The sequence below is a fragment of the Martelella sp. NC20 genome, assembly GCF_013459645.1.
GTDB lineage: Bacteria > Pseudomonadota > Alphaproteobacteria > Rhizobiales > Rhizobiaceae > Martelella.
Genome location: NZ_CP054861.1, coordinates 4170466 through 4189834, shown reverse-complemented (window position 1 = coordinate 4189834; position 19369 = coordinate 4170466). Strand labels below are relative to the sequence as shown.

The 19369-nt window shown below is 62.0% G+C and carries 20 protein-coding genes; 15 read left to right on the top strand and 5 right to left on the bottom strand.

Annotated elements, in window-relative coordinates; translation table 11 throughout:
* Genes HQ843_RS20050 through HQ843_RS20035 form a run of 4 tightly spaced genes read left to right on the top strand, consistent with a single transcriptional unit; the run spans position 1 to position 3881 of the window.
* A complete protein-coding gene (locus tag HQ843_RS20050; protein ID WP_180901522.1) occupies positions 1–819 on the top strand; it encodes an ATP-binding cassette domain-containing protein in 819 nt (272 codons plus the stop codon).
* On the top strand, positions 819–1703 hold the full coding sequence (locus tag HQ843_RS20045) for an ATP-binding cassette domain-containing protein (protein ID WP_180901523.1): 885 nt from the start codon (positions 819–821) through the stop codon (positions 1701–1703). Before HQ843_RS20050 ends, HQ843_RS20045 begins: the two co-directional genes overlap by 1 nt.
* The gene (locus tag HQ843_RS20040; RefSeq protein WP_246710174.1) at positions 1693–2799 is read left to right on the top strand and encodes an alpha-hydroxy acid oxidase; all 1107 of its coding nucleotides are present in this window, start codon (positions 1693–1695) and stop codon (positions 2797–2799) included. Before HQ843_RS20045 ends, HQ843_RS20040 begins: the two co-directional genes overlap by 11 nt.
* Complete coding sequence (locus HQ843_RS20035) at positions 2796–3881, top strand: NAD(P)/FAD-dependent oxidoreductase (protein WP_180901525.1); 1086 nt, start codon at positions 2796–2798, stop codon at positions 3879–3881. The genes HQ843_RS20040 and HQ843_RS20035 overlap by 4 nt, the downstream gene beginning before the upstream one ends.
* A 543-nt stretch (positions 3882–4424) precedes the next feature.
* Here HQ843_RS20035 and murB read toward each other — a convergent pair.
* Positions 4425–5411, bottom strand: coding sequence for a UDP-N-acetylmuramate dehydrogenase (murB, locus tag HQ843_RS20030; protein WP_180901526.1), 987 nt, complete (start codon positions 5409–5411; stop codon positions 4425–4427).
* 124 nt (positions 5412–5535) lie between these two features.
* Positions 5536–7599, bottom strand: coding sequence for a lytic transglycosylase domain-containing protein (locus HQ843_RS20025; RefSeq protein ID WP_180901527.1), 2064 nt, complete (start codon positions 7597–7599; stop codon positions 5536–5538).
* Between the two features lie 199 nt (positions 7600–7798).
* On the opposite strand from HQ843_RS20025, the gene dapA reads away from it, so the two are divergent.
* Together dapA and smpB are read left to right on the top strand one after the other, a co-directional pair.
* Positions 7799–8680: a 4-hydroxy-tetrahydrodipicolinate synthase gene (gene dapA / locus HQ843_RS20020; protein ID WP_180901528.1), complete on the top strand. Its 882-nt coding sequence runs from the start codon at positions 7799–7801 to the stop codon at positions 8678–8680.
* 34 nt (positions 8681–8714) lie between these two features.
* On the top strand, positions 8715–9194 hold the full coding sequence (gene smpB, locus HQ843_RS20015) for an SsrA-binding protein SmpB (protein WP_180901529.1): 480 nt from the start codon (positions 8715–8717) through the stop codon (positions 9192–9194).
* A gap of 101 nt (positions 9195–9295) precedes the next feature.
* Here the strand turns inward: smpB and HQ843_RS20010 are convergent, their stop codons facing one another.
* Positions 9296–9874, bottom strand: coding sequence for a LabA-like NYN domain-containing protein (locus HQ843_RS20010; protein ID WP_180901530.1), 579 nt, complete (start codon positions 9872–9874; stop codon positions 9296–9298).
* Positions 9875–10165: 291 nt separating this feature from the next.
* Here HQ843_RS20010 and rpoZ point away from each other — a divergent pair, with 291 nt between their 5' ends.
* The 9 genes from rpoZ to recO all read left to right on the top strand — a co-directional run bounded on the left by rpoZ (position 10166) and on the right by recO (position 17497).
* On the top strand, positions 10166–10567 hold the full coding sequence (gene rpoZ, locus HQ843_RS20005) for a DNA-directed RNA polymerase subunit omega (RefSeq protein WP_180901531.1): 402 nt from the start codon (positions 10166–10168) through the stop codon (positions 10565–10567).
* A 101-nt stretch (positions 10568–10668) separates the two neighbouring features.
* A complete protein-coding gene (locus HQ843_RS20000; protein ID WP_180901532.1) occupies positions 10669–12855 on the top strand; it encodes a RelA/SpoT family protein in 2187 nt (728 codons plus the stop codon).
* Positions 12856–12976: 121 nt separating this feature from the next.
* Positions 12977–13162: a hypothetical protein gene (locus HQ843_RS19995; RefSeq protein ID WP_180901533.1), complete on the top strand. Its 186-nt coding sequence runs from the start codon at positions 12977–12979 to the stop codon at positions 13160–13162.
* Between the two features lie 51 nt (positions 13163–13213).
* The gene (locus HQ843_RS19990) at positions 13214–13792 is read left to right on the top strand and encodes a DUF2062 domain-containing protein (protein ID WP_256432925.1); all 579 of its coding nucleotides are present in this window, start codon (positions 13214–13216) and stop codon (positions 13790–13792) included.
* A gap of 23 nt (positions 13793–13815) precedes the next feature.
* Positions 13816–14229: a holo-ACP synthase gene (gene acpS, locus HQ843_RS19985; protein WP_180901535.1), complete on the top strand. Its 414-nt coding sequence runs from the start codon at positions 13816–13818 to the stop codon at positions 14227–14229.
* A gap of 69 nt (positions 14230–14298) precedes the next feature.
* The gene (gene lepB / locus HQ843_RS19980) at positions 14299–15045 is read left to right on the top strand and encodes a signal peptidase I (protein WP_180901536.1); all 747 of its coding nucleotides are present in this window, start codon (positions 14299–14301) and stop codon (positions 15043–15045) included.
* Positions 15046–15747, top strand: coding sequence for a ribonuclease III (gene rnc, locus HQ843_RS19975; protein ID WP_180901537.1), 702 nt, complete (start codon positions 15046–15048; stop codon positions 15745–15747).
* A 64-nt stretch (positions 15748–15811) separates the two neighbouring features.
* The gene (era, locus tag HQ843_RS19970; RefSeq protein WP_180901538.1) at positions 15812–16735 is read left to right on the top strand and encodes a GTPase Era; all 924 of its coding nucleotides are present in this window, start codon (positions 15812–15814) and stop codon (positions 16733–16735) included.
* Positions 16736–16756: 21 nt separating this feature from the next.
* Complete coding sequence (gene recO / locus HQ843_RS19965; protein ID WP_180901539.1) at positions 16757–17497, top strand: DNA repair protein RecO; 741 nt, start codon at positions 16757–16759, stop codon at positions 17495–17497.
* Between the two features lie 29 nt (positions 17498–17526).
* Here the strand turns inward: recO and rsmA are convergent, their stop codons facing one another.
* Together rsmA and pdxA are read right to left on the bottom strand one after the other, a co-directional pair.
* Complete coding sequence (rsmA, locus tag HQ843_RS19960) at positions 17527–18354, bottom strand: 16S rRNA (adenine(1518)-N(6)/adenine(1519)-N(6))-dimethyltransferase RsmA (RefSeq protein WP_180901540.1); 828 nt, start codon at positions 18352–18354, stop codon at positions 17527–17529.
* Positions 18351–19367, bottom strand: coding sequence for a 4-hydroxythreonine-4-phosphate dehydrogenase PdxA (gene pdxA / locus HQ843_RS19955; RefSeq protein ID WP_180901541.1), 1017 nt, complete (start codon positions 19365–19367; stop codon positions 18351–18353). The genes rsmA and pdxA overlap by 4 nt, the downstream gene beginning before the upstream one ends.
* Positions 19368–19369: the final 2 nt, after the last annotated feature.

Here is a 19369-nt window from a genome sequence, read left to right as displayed (position 1 = left end):
ATGGGACACCTCCTTGAGATCCGCAACCTCACGGTCAGTTTCGAAACCGACGACGGACCGATGATGGCGGTCAAGGGTATCGATCTCCACGTCGACGCCGGTGAAGTTCTGGCAGTCGTTGGTGAAAGCGGCTCGGGAAAGTCGGTCGCAATGCTCGCCGTCATGGGTCTTCTGCCCGATACGGCGACTGTCGCGGCCGACGTGATCCGCTTCGCCGGCATCGATATCGCCAACCTGTCGCCGCGTGAGCGTCGGAAGATCATCGGGCGCGATATCGCGATGATCTTTCAGGAGCCGGTAGCCTCGCTGAACCCTGCCTATACCGTCGGCTTGCAGATCGGCGAGGTATTGAAGAAACACCAGGGGCTCGGTCGGGATGATCGACGGGAGAAGACGCTGCAATTGCTGCGCGCCGTCGGCATGCCGGAACCCGAGGAAAAGATCCGGGCATTTCCCCACCAGATGTCCGGCGGCCAATGCCAGCGGGTGATGATCGCCATGGCGATCGCCTGCCAGCCGAAGCTGCTGATCGCTGACGAGCCAACGACGGCGCTTGATGTCACCATCCAGAAGCAGATCCTCGATCTTCTGATCGAGCTTCAGGAGCAAAGCGGCATGGGCCTGATCATCATCACCCACGACATGGGCGTGGTTGCAGAGACCGCCGACCGCGTCATCGTGCAGTACCAGGGCAGGAAGCGGGAAGAGACAGACGTGCTTTCGCTGTTCGTCTCGCCGCAGGATACTTACACAAGGGCACTTCTTTCCGCACTGCCGGAACGCAGCACCGGCGGCCCTCTCACAGGGGTGGATTTCTGATGGCCGGCGATAAATCAGATGTCATTCTCGAAGGGCTCGGCCTGGTGCGCGAATATCCGGGACGTTCGAGGGTGTTTCGCAACGGGCCGCCCGTCAGGGCCCTCAAGGGTGTTGACCTGAAGCTGAGAAAGGGGACAACTCTTTCGGTGGTTGGCGAGACGGGCTGCGGCAAGTCGACTCTCGGGCGTATCCTGACGCTGATCGACCCGCTGACCGAAGGTGAGCTGATTGTCGACGGCGAGCAGGTGGACATCCGTCACCATCATCTTTCGTCGGAACTCAGGCGCAAGGTCCGGATTGTCTTCCAGAACCCCTACGGATCACTGAATCCGCGCAAAAAGGTCGGCGATGCACTCGGACAGGAACTCCTGCTGAACACGTCGCTCGATGCCGCGACACGACGCGTTCGCGTTGGCGACATGCTTGAGAGGGTCGGCCTCGAGCGCCAGCATGCCGGGCGGTATCCGCACATGTTTTCCGGCGGCCAGCGCCAGCGTATCGCGATCGCGCGGGCGCTGATGGTCAATCCCAAGATCCTGATCCTCGATGAGCCGGTCAGTGCGCTTGACCTCTCGGTGCAGGCGAAAGTTCTCAATCTGCTTGCCGACCTCCAGCGTGAATTCGGCCTCTCCTATGTCTTCATCAGTCACGATCTCAGCGTGGTCCGGCGCATTTCCGACGAGGTGATGGTAATGAATTCCGGAGAAGTGGTCGAGCGCGGCACGAGCGATGCGATCTTCGCCAATCCGACCCACCCCTACACGCAGCAACTGCTGGCCTCGACGCCTTCCACCGATCCCGACGCCATCCGCGCGCGCCTTGCCCGTCGCGCCGAACGGCGGGCCCGGGCTTCTCAACCGACAGGAGATGAACTTGACCAATAAGGACGAAGAGGTCCGCCGCGACGACCGCTATGCGACGCGGGAAAAATATGCCTCCCTCAGGGGCATCCACGCGGCGGCGCGGCGCAATCTTTCGGACATGGTCTGGAACTACCTGCATTGCGGGACCGGTGGTGAGGTGACGGCGCGGGCCAATGTTTCGGCCTTCGATGCCTATCTTTTCGACGCACCGCTGTTTGCCGGCATTTCCAATCCGGACACGCGCACCAGTGTGATGGGTTACGACCTTTCCTTTCCGGCCTTCACCGCGCCCTTCGGTGGTGGAGAGACGTTGTTTCACACTGACGGCATGCTCGCCATCGGCCGGGCGGCCCGTGCCGCCGGCATTCGCCAGATGGTGCCGGTCGCTGCTGGGCACTCGCTGGAAGAGGTGCGCGCGGCATCACCCGCCGCCGTTATCTTCCAGATGACATTCTGTGGCGAGGAAAGCGATGTCATCGACATGATGCACCGCGCCAAGGATGCAGGCTATGAACGCATCTGCGTGACCTATTCGCCGATCCGCCAGTGGCGCGAGCGGATGATGGAAGACCGGTTCTCGATGCCGGGAGCGGGCAATCCATCGAATTTCGGGCCGGGGAAATCAGACCAGGCGATGCTGCGCGAACTTCTGGACTTCACGAAGCCACGTTGGGACTGGGCAACGGCCGCCCGCGTCATCGCCGAAGCGCCGCTGCCCTGCATCGTCAAGGGCATTTCCAGCAAGGCCGATGCGCGGGCGGCGCTTTCGGCCGGCGCCGAAGGGCTTTACGTGTCCAACTATGGCGGTCGGACGGTCGACCGCGAGCCGGCATCGATCGACACGCTCGCAGCGGTCCGCGCGGAGGCCGGCCCCGACGTGCCGATCATCTTCGACAGCGGCATCCGGCGCGGCAGCGACATTGCCACCGCACTTGCGCTGGGCGCCAACGCGGTGGCGCTCGGCCGAAGTTGCGCGCTTGGCCTCGCCGCCGATGGTGAGGCTGGCGTCAAGCGCGTGCTCGACCTCCTGAAGGACGAGTTCTGGACCACGCTCGGCCACCTCGGCTGCTCATCGGTGAACGAACTTTCCCCAAAGATCTTCCGGTCACGGCCATGAAGGTAGCGATCATTGGAGCCGGCGCGATCGGCGCCAACATCGCCTACCGTCTCAGAGATTGCGGTGCGGACGTTGTCCTGATCGACAAGAGCAGTCCGGGGGCGGGCACCAGCGGTGCATCCTTCTCCTGGCTTTCCTCGTTCCCTCAGCTCAGCTGGCCGGAATCGCCTGGCCGCCGCCAGTTGCGCCTCTCCGTCAATGCCCGCTTTGACCGTCTGGCGGAGGAACTGGGCGGCGACTGGCTCGACTGGTCTGGTACGCTGACCGTCGAAAGCGCTGTGCCGGATTTCGAGAAGACGGTTGCCCTCAGCAGGGAGGCGGGAGCTCAGATCGAGGTTCTTTCACCCGAGGAATCGCGTGACCTGGAGCCGCAGCTTCGCCTGCCGGAGGGCGAGCGCGTCGCTTTCGAACTGCGGTCGGGTTGGGTCGACGCGCCGGCCATGATCGAGCAACTGATTCGAGTTTTCACCCTCAGCGGCGGCGAATTGCTGATCGGCAGCGCCGTCGCGGCGTTCGAGCGTGACCGGGCCGGGGCCAATGTCCTGTTTCTTGAGGACGGATCGCGGGTTTGCGCTGATGCCGTGGTCAATGCCGCCGGCAGCCACGCGACGCATATCGCCGCAATGGCCGGGCTTGCCATTCCACTGGAGCTTGTGCCTGGTGTGATGCTCTATGCGGGGGCGGGGCGGTTGCCGTTCCCTCGCCATGTGATCAACGGCGCAAATTGGCTGTTACGGCCGGACCGCGACCATGGCGCGGCGATACACTGGCGCGGTGAGGGGCTGACCGTAAGCCATGGCAAGAACGGTGCCTTCGGAGGAAAAATGCTGGCGGATGTCGCGAAAGCGATCCCGGCCCTCGAAGGTCTGGAGCCATCGGCGATGCGAGTCGGAATTCGCGCGATACCACCGGGTGGGCCGGTAATTGGCTTCCTGCCCTGGCTGGACGGTTTCTACTTTGCCGTCTCCCACGGCGGTATCGGCTGGGGGCCGGTCTGGGCCGATCTCGCCGCGCAGGAAATTCTGTATGGCTCACGAGCAGAGGAACTTGAGGGAGCAAGGCCCTCGCGGTTCTACTTTTGATACTGAACCTTGGGTTTGTTCCTAAGGCGTGATTTTGCGGTACGGGTTTAGCGTGGATGGACCGAACACTTTCGGTTGGCCTATTGGCGCCGAATGAAGCACGGCGCGAGGGATCTTCGGGTCAACAATGCCGACGACATGGCGAACTGATGGTTATCGTGTCCGGAATGTGCAGCTATCTACTCGCCTGAGATTGCCGGTCCATGAGTAACGGAACGTGTAACAAAATGTGTCGCTAAGTCCCGAAAATCATAAAAGATATAATTAAATCAATTTTATAATGACCGTATGTGTGCGCTCCACGCGCATTTTACTCCGAGTGGCGCAGGTGCGACTGGGTGACCTCTCATGAGCGCTGCACTAATGCCCATAGAAGGAAATCTGTGAGAGCAGTGTGGGTGCGCAACATGAAAGTTCTCCAGTTGTTCTCGTAACGTTTATGCAAGAAGGTCCTGATTTCTCGGAAATGAGCCTACTTTTCTCCGGTTTGGGACCAGAGGGTCGGGAGTTCGAATCTCTCCACTCCGACCATTTTCCCAAAATTCAAAGCTCGATCGGTTCCTGCACCAGTTCGACGTCGAAGCGGTCGCGCACCTTTTCGCGGATATGGGCGGCGAGGGCTGCTATGTCGGTCCGGGTGGCGCCGCCGTGGTTGACGAGGACGAGGGCGTGGCGGTCGTAGGTGCCGGCCGGGCCGAGGCGGAAGCCCTTGAGGCCGCATTGCTCGATCAGCCAGCCGGCCGAGAGTTTCATTGTGCCGTCCGGCTGGGGATAGCGCGGAGCGCCCGCGATTTCGGCGGCCTTTTCGGCGCTGACCACCGGATTGTGGAAGAACGATCCGGCATTGCCGAGCACCCGCCAGTCGGGAAGCTTCGAGGCTCTGAGGGCCACGACGTGGTCCAGTACTTCCCGCGCCGAGATTTGTTCGGGCAGCTGGTCGAGCCCGGCGTAATCGCGTTTCGGCCGCCATGCGCGGGGCAAAGCGAGCGTCACCGACAGGATGACATGGCGTCCCGGCTCGGTCTTGAAATGGCTCTGGCGATAGCCGAAGCGGCAGTCCTGCGCATCGAATGTGCGGACAACGCCGCCCTGAAGATCGTAGGCTTCAAGCGACAGGAAGAAATCGGAAAGCTGGGCGCCATAGGCGCCGATGTTCTGGATCGGGGCGGCGCCGACCGTGCCGGGAATGCCGGCGAGGTTTTCCAGGCCCGGCATGTCTTCGGCAATCGTCCAGGCCACGAAATCGTGCCAGTTTTCGCCGGCCCCGGCCGTGACGATGCTGTGGGTGTCGGTCTGGCGGGCCACCTTACGCCCGCCGATCCGCATCAGCGCGACGATCGCCTCCAGCCGCTCGCGCAGCACCACATTGCTGCCGCCGCCGAGGAAGTAGAGCGGCAGGCCGGAGGCGGCGCTTTCGCGGGCAAGGGCGGGCAGGATCGTGGGATCATCGACGATCACGGCCCGACGCGCGAAGGATTTCAGCCCCATCGTGTTGCTGCCGGTCAGGTCGAAATCGGAAATCATGTCCATCGGGGGGCGTTCCACTTGCTTGACGTCCGGTCAGGTCGGACGCGCGCTGATGGCCGGTCAGATAGCGGAAAGCGCCGGCACGGCGCAAGGGCGGTGACGCTTCCGGCAAGGTCATGGCTGCGCCTCAGGTCCGCCCGTAGATCAGGTCGCGGGCGATATCGGTCGGCTGGCCGAGGCGGGCCTTGTAGATCTCGTAGTTTTCCATGATCCGCTGAACGTAGTTGCGGGTTTCCGGATACGGGATCGATTCGATCCAGTCGATCACGAAATCGAGGTCCTTGCCGCGCGGATCGCCAAAGCGTTCGATCCACTGCGGCACCCGCGCCGGCCCGGCATTATAGGCGACGAAGGTGAGGATGTAGGAACCGCCGAACCGGTCGATCTGCTCGCCGAGATAATGCGCCCCGAGGGTGGCGTTATAGGCCGGATCGCCGGTGAGCCTGCTTGCCGAATAGGAAAGCCCGTGGCGACTTGCGACCCGCTGGGCGGTGGTCGGCAGCAATTGCAGCAGCCCGCGCGCATCGGCCGGCGAGACCGCGCCCGGATTGAAGGCGCTTTCCTGCCGCGCGATCGAATAGGCGAGCGCCATGCCGGAGCCGGAGATGTTGGCGTCGGTCGGTATCACGCCGATCGGAAACGCAAGCGCCGCGACATCGAGCCCGCGGCCATAGGCGATCTTGCCGACCTGGAGGGACAGGCTGTGGCTGCGGTCCTTTTCCGCCTGGTAGGCAAGCAGGGAAAGTTCGCCGGGGTTGGTGAGCTGTTCGGCAAGCGCGCGATAGAGCGAATCAGCGCGCCAGCCATGGCCGACGGCTTCGAGCCGGTCGATCGCCTGCACCGCCGGATTGCGCTGGTAATTGGCGCGGTCGGTGGCGGTCGGGCTCGGATAAGGCACGTTGAGCTGTGTCTGTCCGAGCTTTTGCAGCGCGAGCTGGCCGTAGAACGTGGTCTCGTAGGCGCCGGCCTTGCGGTAGAAGTCGCGCGCATTGCCGGGGCCGCCGGCCTCGGCGGCGCGGCCCTGCCAGTAGTAGGACCGCGATGCGGAGATCGGGGTGGTCGAAATCGCGCCGATGTTCGCGAAGTGTTTTGCTGCGGTCCTGCCGTCGTTCAGGCCGCGCAGCGCGAACCAGCCGGCGTGGAAAGCAGCGTCCAGCCGGTCGAGGCGATCCTCGGGCATGGCGGCGGCGACCACCTGATAGGCCTCGCGGGGATGACCGTCCTCGTAAAACTGACGGCCGATAATGCGGCTTTCGTCCCACCACTGGTCCGGATTGACGAGAGCGGCCTGATTGCGCGGCATCTTTTTCAGAAGTGCTGCTGCGGTATCATACTGGTTGTTCTGCCGGGCATTCCGGATCTGGATATAGAGAAATGCCGGATCGGAGCGCCAGGAGGAATGCACGGCATTGATCAGGCTTCCGGAATTGGACTGGCGGCGGATAACAGCGGCCCAGGCGTCATAGAAGGACTGCGCCTTGCCGAGATCCGAGAACCGTTTGGCCTGGGTCGCGCGGTCGCGATACATCAGGTAGATCATCCGGTTCTTGTGGTCCGTCTGGCTGAGGATCGGACCGAATTCTTTCAGGATCTGGTTTTCCGTGCTGGTATCGAGCGCCCATCCGGTCCACGCCCGGTTGATGATGTCGTGCGCCTTCTGCTTCTGCCCCGCCGCCATCAGGGCGCGCGCGAGCAGGACCGTGCCCTGCGAGGTTTCCGGCAAGGTATTGCCGAAGGCGGCGAGCACAGTGTTGGGCGAGGGGTTTTCGCGGGCGAAGGCACGTTCGGAGTTGGCGCGCAGCGACGAAAGGCCCGGCCAGCCGCGAAGCTCCTGCTGGGCCTCGGCGATTTCGGAGGACGGGACGTCGGGCTCGCCGGAAACGGCGATCGCCCAGCTCAGTATCTGGTGATCCAGACTGTTGTCGGGCAGGCGGTTGCGGGCCTGAAGCGCGCCGGAGACATTGCTGTCCTTCAGGGCGTCGAGGCCCTGTTTCAGCACCGTGCTCGAAGCCGGATTGGCGACCGGCTGGCTGATGGCGCCTGTGACCTCAAGAGAAGGCGGAAGGGCCGATCGGTCCGGGCGGGCATAGGGTATCGGAGCCGCCGAGGGGAAATCCTGCGCGGCGAGCGATGTCAGATCCGCGGCCGTCATCGAGGCGGCGAGCGAGAGCATGCATAGTGTTTTCTTCATTCGATCATCCAGGGGTCGAATTCAGTCGGGCTCCGATAGTGTCGTTTATCGCGGTTAAGAACGCATTAAGGTATCACAGTTTCGAGTGGTTTGCGCCACCGAATGCTAATGCTTGCAGTACCTGATGTCCGGCATTATGGTGCGCCCGATTTGGCAACAGGAATGCGGCTTTAAAATGAGGGCCGTCAGGAGTATCTGCATGATCAAGGGGTCCATACCCGCCCTTGTTACGCCCTTCACCGCCGATGGCGCGGTCGACGAGCAGGCATTCGCCGCGCATGTCGACTGGCAGATCGGCGAGGGCAGCCATGGCGTGTCGCCCGTCGGCACCACCGGCGAAAGCCCGACGCTGAGCCATGACGAGCACAAACGGGTAGTCGACCTTTGCGTGGAAGTGGTCGCGGGCCGAGTGCCGGTGATCGCCGGCGCCGGCTCCAACAACACGCGCGAGGCCATCGAACTGGCGCTCCACGCCGAAAAGGCCGGCGCCGATGCGCTGCTGGTGGTCACGCCCTATTACAACAAGCCGACCCAGAAGGGGCTGTTTGCGCATTTCTCGGCGATTGCCGAGGCCGTGAAGCTGCCGATCATCATCTATAATATTCCGCCGCGCTCGGTGATCGATCTTCTGCCCGAGACCATGGGCGCGCTGGTGAAGGCGCATTCCAACATCGTCGGCGTCAAGGATTCGACCGCGAAGATCGAGCGTGTCTCCGAACAGCGGATCGCCTGCGGGAAGGATTTCATCCAGCTTTCCGGCGAGGATGCGACGGCCCTCGGTTTCGCGGCGCAGGGCGGCGTCGGCGCGATTTCCGTGACCGCCAATGTCGCGCCCAGGCTTTGCGCCGAATTCCAGAACGCTTTGCTCGGCGGTAATTTCGCCACGGCGCTGAACTATCAGGACAGGCTGATGCCGCTCCACCGGGCGCTGTTTCTTGAACCGGGCGTCTGCGGCACTAAATACGCACTCAAGAGGATCGGCCGGATGAACGATACCGTCCGGCTGCCGCTGACAGCGATCGACGACAAGACCGCCGCGGAGATCGACGCTGCGTTGAAACACGCTGGATTGCTGGACTGATTTCGTCCGGCGCATTGCAGACTGGAAGACTTTCATGGCTCCGAAAGGTAGCAAGGGCGGCCGGCTCAACATCGTCGCCGAAAACCGCAAGGCGCGGTTCAACTACGAGATTCTCGACACGTTTGAGGCGGGCCTGGTGCTGACCGGAACCGAGGTCAAGTCGCTGCGCGAGGGCAAGGCCAATATCGCCGAATCCTACGCCTCCGACGAAGATGGCGAGATGTGGCTGATCAATTCCTATCTTCCGGAATATCTTCAGGGCAATCGTTTCAACCACGAACCCCGCCGCCGCCGCAAGCTGCTGCTCGGCAAGCGCGAAATTCATCGCCTGCGCTCCGCCGTCAATCGGGAAGGCATGACGTTGATACCGCTGAAGCTTTACTTCAACGATCGCGGTCGGGCCAAGCTTGAGCTCGCGCTGGGCAAGGGCAAAAAGCTCCACGACAAGCGCGAAACAGAGAAGAAGCGCGACTGGAACCGGGAAAAGAGCCGGCTCCTGAAAAACCTCGGTTAGAGCGTCGGGCGAAAAAGTGGTATCCGGTTTTTCGATAACCCGACGCGTCAAAATAAAGAATCCAGAGCATCGGGCGATGCTCTAGCTGGCGCTCGTCAGCTTCAATCGTCGAAGTCGGAGGTCACAACCTCCGGCGCGCGGTGCGGTCGTTCCGACGTCTCGCGCCCGACTTCCTGTTTCAGCGAAATCAGGTCGATGAAGTGATCGGCCTGCCGGCGCAGATCATCGGCAATCATCGGCGGCTGGGTTGCCATGGTCGAGACCACCGAGACCTTGCGGCCCTTGCGCTGCAGCGCTTCCACCAGGGTGGTGAAGTCGCCGTCGCCGGAAAAGATCACAAGGTGATCGACCGTGGCCGCCTGCTCCATGGCATCGATTGCGAGCTCGATGTCCATGTTTCCCTTGATCTTTCGCCGTCCCATGGAATCGGTGAATTCCTTGGCCGGCTTCGTCACCACCTTGTAGCCGTTATAATCCAGCCAGTCGATCAGCGGACGGATCGAGGAATATTCCTGGTCTTCGATCAGCGCCGTATAATAATAGGCGCGCAGCAGATAGGCCTTGCCCTGAAATACCTTCAACAGCCTGCGATAGTCTATATCGAAACCAAGGCCCTTGGAGGCGGCATATAGGTTCGCGCCATCAATGAAGAGCGCAATTTTCTCGCGCGGGTCAAACATAAAACATGTCCTCAATGAAATTTGGTTTTGCAGCCGGCTCTTAAATGAGTGCATCGGCGATATACGGGTAAACGACGAGAGTTCAAATTTGTGCCACAAAATGTACAATCCGCATGGGATTTAAACATGCGTTCAAAGGAATTCAACACAAAGTTTCAGATAGACTGACAGAACACGTAACAGGGCGTCAGGTCGGAGGCGTTCCTGCGGTGTTGAATTGCGCCCTTGAATTCCGGGCGCGGCTCCTTTATGAGGTGCAATTCCACAGAAATCTCCTTAAAAGGACAGTCAATGGCTCGTGTCACAGTTGAAGACTGTATCGACAAAGTCGACAACCGGTTCGATCTCGTTCTGCTCGCAGGACACCGCGCCCGCCTCATCTCCCAGGGCGCCCAGATCACCATCGACCGCGACAATGATAAGAACCCGGTCGTGGCCCTTCGCGAGATCGCCGACGAAACCTTGTCGCCCGACGATCTGAAGGAAGACCTGATCCATTCGCTTCAGCGCCATGTCGAGGTCGACGAACCCGAGGCCGACGCGTCGGCGAATGCTTCTGCCGACGAGGATGCCTCCGAGGGCGGGGAGCGCCCGGATATGCCGGATGCCATTCCTTTCGACCAGATGTCGGAAGAAGAGCTTCGTTCCGGCATCGAGGGTCTTGTGCCGCCGGAAAAAGGCGACGATTACTGATATTGCCGGCTGCGGGACAGTTTCCCGCAGCCTGCCCCTCCATTTCAGGCGGACTTTCCACATGTCCGCATTGCGCCCATGACGGGCTTGGTCACTGAGCCATGATGCGGCAATACGAACTCGTTGAGCGGGTACAGAAATATAAGCCTGACGCCGATGTCGCGCTGCTCAACAAGGCCTATGTCTACGCCATGCAGAAGCATGGACGGCAGAAGCGCGCCAGCGGCGACCCCTATATCTCCCATCCGCTTGAAGTTGCTGCGATCCTGACCGACCTGCATATGGACGAGTCGACGATAGCGGTTGCGCTGCTGCACGACACGATCGAGGACACCTCCGCCACCCGTTCCGAGATCGACGCGTTTTTCGGCGACGAGATCGGCGCGCTGGTCGAGGGGCTTACCAAGATCAAGCGGCTCGATCTCGTGTCCCGCAAGGCGCAGCAGGCCGAAAACCTGCGCAAGCTTTTTCTGGCCGTTGCCGATGATGTCCGGGTGCTTCTGGTCAAGCTCGCCGACCGGCTCCACAACATGCGCACGCTCTACTACATGCGCGCCGACAAGCGTCGCCGGATTTCCGAAGAGACTATGGAAATCTATGCCCCGCTTGCCGGCCGCATGGGCATGCAGGACATGCGCGAGGAGCTGGAGGACCTGTCCTTCCAGTACATCAACCCGGAAGCCTACGAGACGATCCGCGACAAGCTGCAGGATCTCTCCGGCCAGAACCAGGCTCTGGTCAAGAGCATCGAGGATGAGCTCAAGGCGCTTCTGACGGAGCACGGCCTGGCCGACGTCAAGGTGAAGGGGCGGCTGAAGAGGCCATTTTCGATCTTCAACAAGATGCAGTCGAAATCACTGTCCTTCGAGCAGATGTCCGATCTTTATGGTTTCAGGATCATCGTTGATGAGCTTGAGAGCTGCTACCGCGCGCTCGGCCTTGTGCATACCCGCTGGCGCATGGTGCCGGAACGCTTCAAGGACTACATCTCCAACCCGAAGCAGAACGGCTACCAGTCGCTGCACACCACCATTGTCGGGCCGCTGAGGCAACGCATCGAGCTGCAGATCCGCACCCGCTCGATGCACGATATCGCCGAATACGGCATTGCCGCGCATTCCCTCTACAAGGAGGGGCGTGCGGCGGGTGCGGCCAATGACGAGACCAATGTGTTCTCCTGGTTCCGCAGGACCATCGAGGCGCTGGCCGAAGGCGACAGCCCTGAAGAATTTCTCGAGCATACCAAGCTGGAACTGTTTCAGGATCAGGTGTTCTGCTTCACGCCGAAGGGCCAGCTGATCGCGCTGCCGAAGGATGCGACGCCGATCGATTTCGCCTATGCGGTTCATACCAATATCGGCGATACCTGTGTCGGGGCCAAGGTCAACGGGCGGATGATGCCGCTTGTAACCCGGCTCAACAATGGCGACGAGGTCGAGATCATCCGCTCGGGCGTGCAGGTGCCGCCGCCTGCCTGGGAAGGCATCGTGGTCACCGGCAAGGCCCGCGCGGCGATCCGAAGGGCCACGCGGGCTGCGATCCGCAAGCAGTATAGCGGCCTCGGCTACCGGATTCTCGAGCGCACCTTCGCCCGCTCGGGCAAGACCTTCTCGCGCGAGGTGCTGGCCTCGGTTCTGCATCGGCTCGGCCAGAGCGATGTCGAGGATGTGATCGCCGCCGTCGGCCGCAACGAGCTCTCCTCCGTCGATGTGCTGAAGGCCGTGTTCCCGGACCACAAGGACGAGCGCGTCACCATCAAGCCGAGCGTCGAGGAGGGCTGGGTCAGCCTGCCGAAGGGCGAGGGCATGGCGTTTCGCCTGCCTGAGGCGGAAGGCGAGGCGGGCGTGCCGCTGCGCGGCCTGAACGGCGCGGCAATCGTGCGTTTTACGCCAACAGGCGCGGTGCCGGGAGACCGCATCGTCGGTATCACCGAGGATGACGGCAGCATCATGGTCTATCCGATCCAGTCCCCCGGCCTTCAGCAATACGAGGACCAGCCGGACCGCTGGGTCGACATCCGCTGGGATATCGATTCCACCAATGACAAGCGGTTTCGCGCGCGGATCGGCATCAATGTCCTGAACGAACCCGGCACGCTTGCCCGCATCACCTCGACTATCGCCACGCTTGATGTCAATATCCGTTCGATCCGCATGGATGTCATCGCCGAGGACTTTGCCGAAGTCGGGATGGACATGGAGGTCTGGGATCTCCGGCAGCTCACGCAGACGATCAATCAGCTCAAGGCGCTTGATTGCGTGGCAACCGTGAAGCGGGAATTCGGCTGAGGCGTCATACGGGCGGTGCGACCGTTGGTCGCGCGCAGTGCGAAGCGACCCGGGCCGAAATGGAACATTATGCGTTGAGTTTGCGTCTAACAGTCATCAACCGACGAAAGGCAGGAACGCCATGTGGGATGGTTTGCGCGACTTTTTCAAACGTTTCACGCACCCCAAGGTCAGCGAGAGCGAAGCGGAGGGTGTGAAGCACGTGATGGATAATATCGATCATAATTTCGATCCCGGACGCCCGAAACCCGAAGATTTGCGGGAGAGCGATGATGACGAGGTGCGACGCCGCGTGAAGCCCGACTGAGTTTCGCCAAAACGCGCTTGCATTCATTCTCCCAGCTGTCAAAACTAGGCCATGCTTTTCAAAAGACGTTCTCCGGCAGGTTTTTGGCAGCGATTGCGAGGCGCTCTCTGGCCCAGAAAGGGTTTCTGGCGCGTCCCGGTCTATATTTACCATCGCACCGTGCGGCTGCGGGGAACGCCGCATGCGATCGCCATGGGCATCGCGGCTGGCGTTTTTGTGTCGTGGACGCCGTTCATCGGTTTGCATTTCGTTTCCGCGTTTGCGGTTGCCTTCGTCCTGGGCGGAAACCTCTTCGCCGCGGCCCTTGGAACGGCCTTCGGCAATCCGCTGACCTTTCCCTTCATCTGGCTGTCGACCTGGAAGTTCGGGAGCTTTCTGCTGGGGCGGAGCATGGAGGGGCGCCACCATATCGACCTTGTCGAACTGGTCAAAAAGTTCGAGCTGTCCGATCTCTGGAAGCCGCTGCTGGAACCGATGATCGTGGGCTCGATCATTCCCGCGCTGGTATGCGGCGGCCTGTTTTATGTCGCCACCTACCTCGCGGTCCAGTCGTTCCAGAGCCGCCGCCAGGCGATGATCGCCGCACGCCAGGCCGAACTCCGGAACGGCGCCGTCAACGGCTCTAAATAATTGCAACGACCGGGAGGAATGTCATGATCGTCGGACTCGGCAGCGACCTGATCGACATCAGGCGCGTGGAAAAGACCATCGAACGCTTCGGCGAGCGGTTCACGGCGCGCTGTTTCACCGATATCGAACGGGCGAAATCCGACCGCCGGCGCAACCGCGCCGCCTCCTATGCCAAACGCTTCGCCGCCAAGGAGGCCTGCTCCAAGGCGCTTGGCACCGGGATCGCGCAGGGCGTGTTCTGGAAGGATATGGGCGTGATCAACCTGCCGGGCGGCAAGCCGACGATGAAGCTGACCGGCGGCGCCGAGACCTGTCTTCAACGCATGATTCCCGCCGGCCACGAGGCCCGCATCCACGTCACGATCACCGATGATTACCCGCTCGCGCAGGCGTTCGTCATTATCGAGGCGGTGGAGGAGAGCCCGAAATCCGTTTAAAAACATTGCCCGGTTTTCTGGAAGGGGCTAAAGCTCATGGCAAAACCGGTGAGCATAAGGAAGCACTGTGTGTCTGAAAAAGAAGTAAAGCAGGAAAGCTCGCTCTGGAGCAATGTCAAGGTCATTGTCCAGGCGTTGCTTCTGGCAGTGGTCATCAAGACCTTCCTGTTTCAGCCTTTCACGATTCCCTCCGGATCGATGATGCCGACGCTTCTGGTCGGCGACTATCTGTTCGTGAACAAGTTTTCCTACGGTTATTCGAAATATTCCCTGCCTTTTTCGCCGAACCTGTTTTCGGGCCGCATTTTCGGCAGCGATCCCGATCGCGGCGATGTCGTGGTGTTCCGCTATCCGCCGAATCCCGATATCGATTACATCAAGCGCGTGATCGGGCTTCCCGGCGACCGGGTGCAGGTGAGAAACGGCATTCTCTATCTGAACGACGCGCCGGTGCCACGCACCGCCGACGGCGCCTTCACCTCCGATTATCGCCGCGATCCCGGCCGCAACATCCCGGTCTTCCGCGAGACGCTTCCCGATGGCGTCAGCTACGATACGCTGGATGAAATTCGCGGCTCGCCCGGCGACAATACCCGCGAATTCATCGTGCCCGAGGGGCATTATTTCATGATGGGCGACAATCGCGACAATTCGCTCGACAGCCGTTTCGACGTCGGATTCGTTCCGGCGGAGAACCTGATCGGCCGCGCCAGCCTGATCTTCTTCTCGCTCGGCAATGATACCTCCTTCGCCCAGATATGGAAGTGGCCGTTCAACATGCGCTGGGATCGCATGTTCAAGGTTATCGGAGGCTGAATGACGGACAAGCACGGCGCCAGTGTCAACGCGTTTGCCGAGTTGATCGGCTTCGACTTTGCCGATCGCTCGCGCCTGACGCTGGCGCTGACCCATTCAAGCGCGCGCAACGGCAAGGACGACAATTACGAGCGGCTGGAATTTCTCGGCGATCGGGTGCTGGGGCTCGTGATCGCCGAAAATCTGTTCCGGCTGTTTCCCGGCGCGAGCGAAGGCGAGCTTTCGGTGCGGCTGAACCAACTTGTCAGCGCCGAGGCCTGCGCGCGGGTTGCCGATGATCTCGGCCTTCACCGGTTCATCAAGACCGGGCAGGACGTCAAGAAGCTCACCGGAAAGCGCATACTGTCGATTCGCGCCGATGTCGTCGAAAGCGTGATCGCCGCGATCTATCTGGAAGGCGGCATGCCGCCGGCACGTGACTTTATCGAGACGTACTGGAAGCCGCTGTTTGACGATGGCGTGGAGCTTCGCCGCGATGCCAAGACCGAGTTGCAGGAATGGGCGCATGCCCGGTTCGGCCTGACGCCGGTCTACAAGGTCGAGGACCGTTCCGGCCCCGATCATGAGCCGCGCTTCACCGTGAAGGTCACCGTCGGCGGCGTGGCGTCGGAAATCGGCGTCGATCGTTCCAAGCGCGCCGCCGAGCAGGTCGCGGCGACCCGGCTTCTGGAGCGTGAGGGCGTTTGGGCAGCCGAGAGCTGAGCCTGCCATTATTGAACCTGTTATAATGCGGTCCGCCACGATGCGGAAAACCGCGGGAGCTGCCATGACCGAGACTGAAACCATGCCGGAGGGTGTCAACACCCGGTCCGGCTTCGTCGCCCTGATCGGCCCGACCAATGCCGGCAAATCCACGCTGGTGAACCGGCTCGTCGGCGCCAAGGTCACCATTGTCAGCCACAAGGTGCAGACCACCCGCGCCACGCTGCGCGGCATCGCCATCCACGACAAGGCGCAGATCGTGTTCATGGATACGCCCGGCATCTTCAAACCGCGCCGCAGACTGGACCGCGCCATGGTGATGGCCGCCTGGAGCGGCGCGCGTGATGCCGATGTGATCTTGCTGCTGGTTGACAGCGAGCGCGGCCTGAAAGGCGACGCGGAGGCCATTCTCGAAGGCCTGAAGGAGGTGCGACAGCCGAAAATCCTGGTCCTGAACAAGATCGACCGCGTTCGCCCCGAGGATCTGCTGAAGCTCGCCTCGGCCGCCAATGAAGCCATCGAGTTCGAGGAGACCTTCATGATCTCCGCCACGACCGGGTCAGGCTGCGACGATCTGATGGATTTTCTGGCGAAGCGGTTGCCCGAGGGGCCGTGGTATTATCCCGAGGACCAGATTTCCGATCTGCCTATGCGCCAGCTCGCAGCCGAAATCACCCGCGAGAAACTGTTTCTGCGGCTGCACCAGGAACTGCCCTATTCCTCTCACGTCGAAACCGAGAAGTGGGAGGAGCGCAAGGACGGATCGGTGCGCATCGAGCAGGTGATCTATGTCGAGCGCGACAGCCAGAAGAAGATCGCGCTCGGCAAGAACGGCGATGCGATCAAGGCGATTTCGATGAGCGCGCGCAAGGAGCTATCGGAAATTCTCGGTCAGCCGGTGCATCTCTTCCTGTTCGTCAAGGTGCGGGAAAACTGGGGTGACGATCCGGCGCGCTATCGCGAAATCGGGCTCGACTATTCGAACTGATCCGTCAGGGGATGCCACGCTTTGGAATGGCAGGATGAAGGCATTGTTCTGGGAAGCCGCCGCCATGGCGAGACCAGCGTGATCGCCGAGATGATGACGGTGGATCACGGCCGTCATCTCGGCATGGTGCGCGGCGGCAGATCGCGAACCATGCGGCCGGTGCTGCAGCCCGGAAACCGGGTTTCGCTGCACTGGCGGGCGCGGCTTTCCGAACATCTCGGTGAATTCCGGGTCGAACCGATCGAGCAGCGCGCAGCCTTTCTGATGCTCTCCGCGCCCGCGCTTCACGGCGTCCAGGCGATGGCTTCGCTGTTGCGGCTGCTGCCGGAACGCGATCCCCACCGCAATCTCTGCGCGGCGATGGAGGTGATCATCGCCCATCTGGACGATGCAAACGCTGCCGGCGAATTGTTCGTTCGCTTCGAACTGGCGCTGCTCAACGAACTGGGCTTCGGGCTAGACCTCGCCCAGTGCGCGGCGAGCGGCGTGACGGAAGGTCTTGCCTATGTATCGCCCAAGACCGGCCGGGCGGTGTCGCGCGTGGCGGGAACGCCCTATGCGGAGCGGATGCTGGCGCTGCCGGTGTTTCTGCGGCCCGACATGAACGAAGCCGCAGATCGGGCCGATCTGGAAGCCGGCTTCCGGCTCACCGGTTTTTTTCTGAACCGCCATGTCTACGAGCCACGCGGGCTGAAGCCTGACACGGCGCGCGATAGCTTCATCCAGGCCACACTGAAGGCGCTCGATGCCGCATCTGTCTGATGCGGCCTGCGATCCGAGACGAAAACGATCTACAGATTTTCGGCGAGCGTGCAGAATTCGGCGATGTCGAGGGTCTCGGCGCGGCGGGTCGGATCGATGCCGGCTTTCGCGAGCAGCGCTTCCCCGCCCAGGCTCTTGAGGCTCTGGCGCAGCATCTTGCGGCGCTGGCCGAACGCTGCCTGCGTCACTTTTTCAAGTGCGGGGGCAGAAACCGGAAGCGGTTCGGCGCGGGGTGTGAGGTGCACCACGCTTGAGGTCACCTTCGGCGGCGGCGTGAAGGCCTGCGGCGGGACGTCGAAGGCGATGTGCGCCTCAGTCCGCCAACCGGCCAGCACGCCGAGCCTGCCATAGTGATTGTCGCCTGCCTCCGCGACGATGCGCTGGGCGACTTCCTTCTGGAACATCAGCGTCAGGGATTGCCAATAGGGCGGCCATGCGCCCGGCAGCAGCCAGTTCACCAGAAGCTGGGTTCCGACATTGTAGGGCAGGTTGGAGATGATCCTGACCGGATTGTTGCCCGCAAGAGCGGCAAAATCCGTCTTCAGCGCATCGCCACTGATGATCTCGAGCCGGTCCGGATAATGGGCGGCGATTTCCCTGAGCGCCGGAAGACAGCGCTCGTCGCGTTCGATCACAGTCAGCTTTTCGACGCCGAGCGAGAGGATCGCGCGCGTCAGTCCGCCGGGGCCGGGGCCGACCTCGATCACATGGGCGCCGGCAAGATCGCCTGCGGTGCGGGCAATCTTCTGGGTCAGATTGAGATCGAGCAGAAAATTCTGGCCGAGCGCCTTCTTCGCGTTGAGCTCATGGGCGGCCAGAACCTCGCGCAGCGGCGGCAGGTCGTCGATCTGGCTCATGCCGCGCTTTCCGAAAGCCGGGCCGCAAGCTTCAGCGCCTCCTCGAGGCTCCCCGGATCGGCAACGCCCTTGTCGGCAATGTCGAAGGCCGTGCCGTGGTCCGGCGAGGTGCGCACGAAGGGCAGGCCGAGCGTGACATTGACGCCGTCCTCGAAGCCCAGCGTCTTGACCGGAATCAGCGCCTGATCGTGATACATGCAGATCGCGGCATCGTAGCGGCTGCGGGCGGCGGCGTGGAACATGGTGTCTGCGGGCAGGGGGCCGACGACGTCGATGCCATCGGCGCGAAGGCGCGCGATTGCCGGCCGCACGATTTCCTCGTCCTCGCGGCCGATCGTTCCCTGCTCGCCGGCATGGGGGTTGAGGCCCGCCACGGCAAGGCGGGGCGCGGCAATCCCGAAGCGGGATTTGAGCTCGTCCGCGGTGATGCGGATGGTATCGATGATCAGCGCCTCGTCGAGCGCGGCCGGCACGTCCTTCAGCGGAATATGGATCGTGACCGGCACGACCCGCAATTGCGGGCAGGCAAGCATCATCACCGGGCGTACATGTCTTCCGGTCTCGCGCCCGGCAAGAGCTGCCAGGAATTCGGTATGGCCCGGATGTTTGAAGCCGGCGCTGTAGAGCACCGATTTGGCTATCGGATTGGTGACCACCGCGCTCGCCTTGCCGCGCAGGGTGAGCTTCACGGCGGTTTCTATTGCCGCGATGGTGCCCTCTCCGGTCGCGGGGTCAGGCTTGCCGGGCGCGATCGTCAGCGCGGTATCGATCGCGAACACCGGCAGCGTCGCGTCGAAGCGCTCGTGCGCTGCCTCCGGTGCGGTGATCTCAATCGGGATGTCGAGCCCGAGCATTTCGGCGCGCGCTGCAAGAATGCGCGGATCGCCGAGATAGATGAAGGCCGGCAGGCCGGTCTCGCGGCGCCTGTGCCATGCCTTCAGGGTGATCTCGGGGCCGATCCCGGCCGGATCGCCCTGTGTCAGGGCCAGCGGTGGCGCGGTGTTCATTGCCAAGG

Coding starts and splice junctions, on each gene's coding strand:
- rsmA (WP_180901540.1), bottom strand. CDS start 18,354: ATGAGCCAGATCGACGACCTGCCGCCGCTGCGCGAGGTTCTGGCCGCC.
- HQ843_RS20010 (WP_180901530.1), bottom strand. CDS start 9,874: ATGTTTGACCCGCGCGAGAAAATTGCGCTCTTCATTGATGGCGCGAAC.
- HQ843_RS20000 (WP_180901532.1), top strand. CDS start 10,669: ATGATGCGGCAATACGAACTCGTTGAGCGGGTACAGAAATATAAGCCT.
- HQ843_RS20045 (WP_180901523.1), top strand. CDS start 819: ATGGCCGGCGATAAATCAGATGTCATTCTCGAAGGGCTCGGCCTGGTG.
- HQ843_RS20050 (WP_180901522.1), top strand. CDS start 1: ATGGGACACCTCCTTGAGATCCGCAACCTCACGGTCAGTTTCGAAACC.
- smpB (WP_180901529.1), top strand. CDS start 8,715: ATGGCTCCGAAAGGTAGCAAGGGCGGCCGGCTCAACATCGTCGCCGAA.
- murB (WP_180901526.1), bottom strand. CDS start 5,411: ATGGACATGATTTCCGATTTCGACCTGACCGGCAGCAACACGATGGGG.
- dapA (WP_180901528.1), top strand. CDS start 7,799: ATGATCAAGGGGTCCATACCCGCCCTTGTTACGCCCTTCACCGCCGAT.
- HQ843_RS19990 (WP_256432925.1), top strand. CDS start 13,214: ATGCTTTTCAAAAGACGTTCTCCGGCAGGTTTTTGGCAGCGATTGCGA.
- HQ843_RS20025 (WP_180901527.1), bottom strand. CDS start 7,599: ATGAAGAAAACACTATGCATGCTCTCGCTCGCCGCCTCGATGACGGCC.
- rnc (WP_180901537.1), top strand. CDS start 15,046: ATGACGGACAAGCACGGCGCCAGTGTCAACGCGTTTGCCGAGTTGATC.
- acpS (WP_180901535.1), top strand. CDS start 13,816: ATGATCGTCGGACTCGGCAGCGACCTGATCGACATCAGGCGCGTGGAA.
- rpoZ (WP_180901531.1), top strand. CDS start 10,166: ATGGCTCGTGTCACAGTTGAAGACTGTATCGACAAAGTCGACAACCGG.
- era (WP_180901538.1), top strand. CDS start 15,812: ATGACCGAGACTGAAACCATGCCGGAGGGTGTCAACACCCGGTCCGGC.
- HQ843_RS19995 (WP_180901533.1), top strand. CDS start 12,977: ATGTGGGATGGTTTGCGCGACTTTTTCAAACGTTTCACGCACCCCAAG.
- HQ843_RS20035 (WP_180901525.1), top strand. CDS start 2,796: ATGAAGGTAGCGATCATTGGAGCCGGCGCGATCGGCGCCAACATCGCC.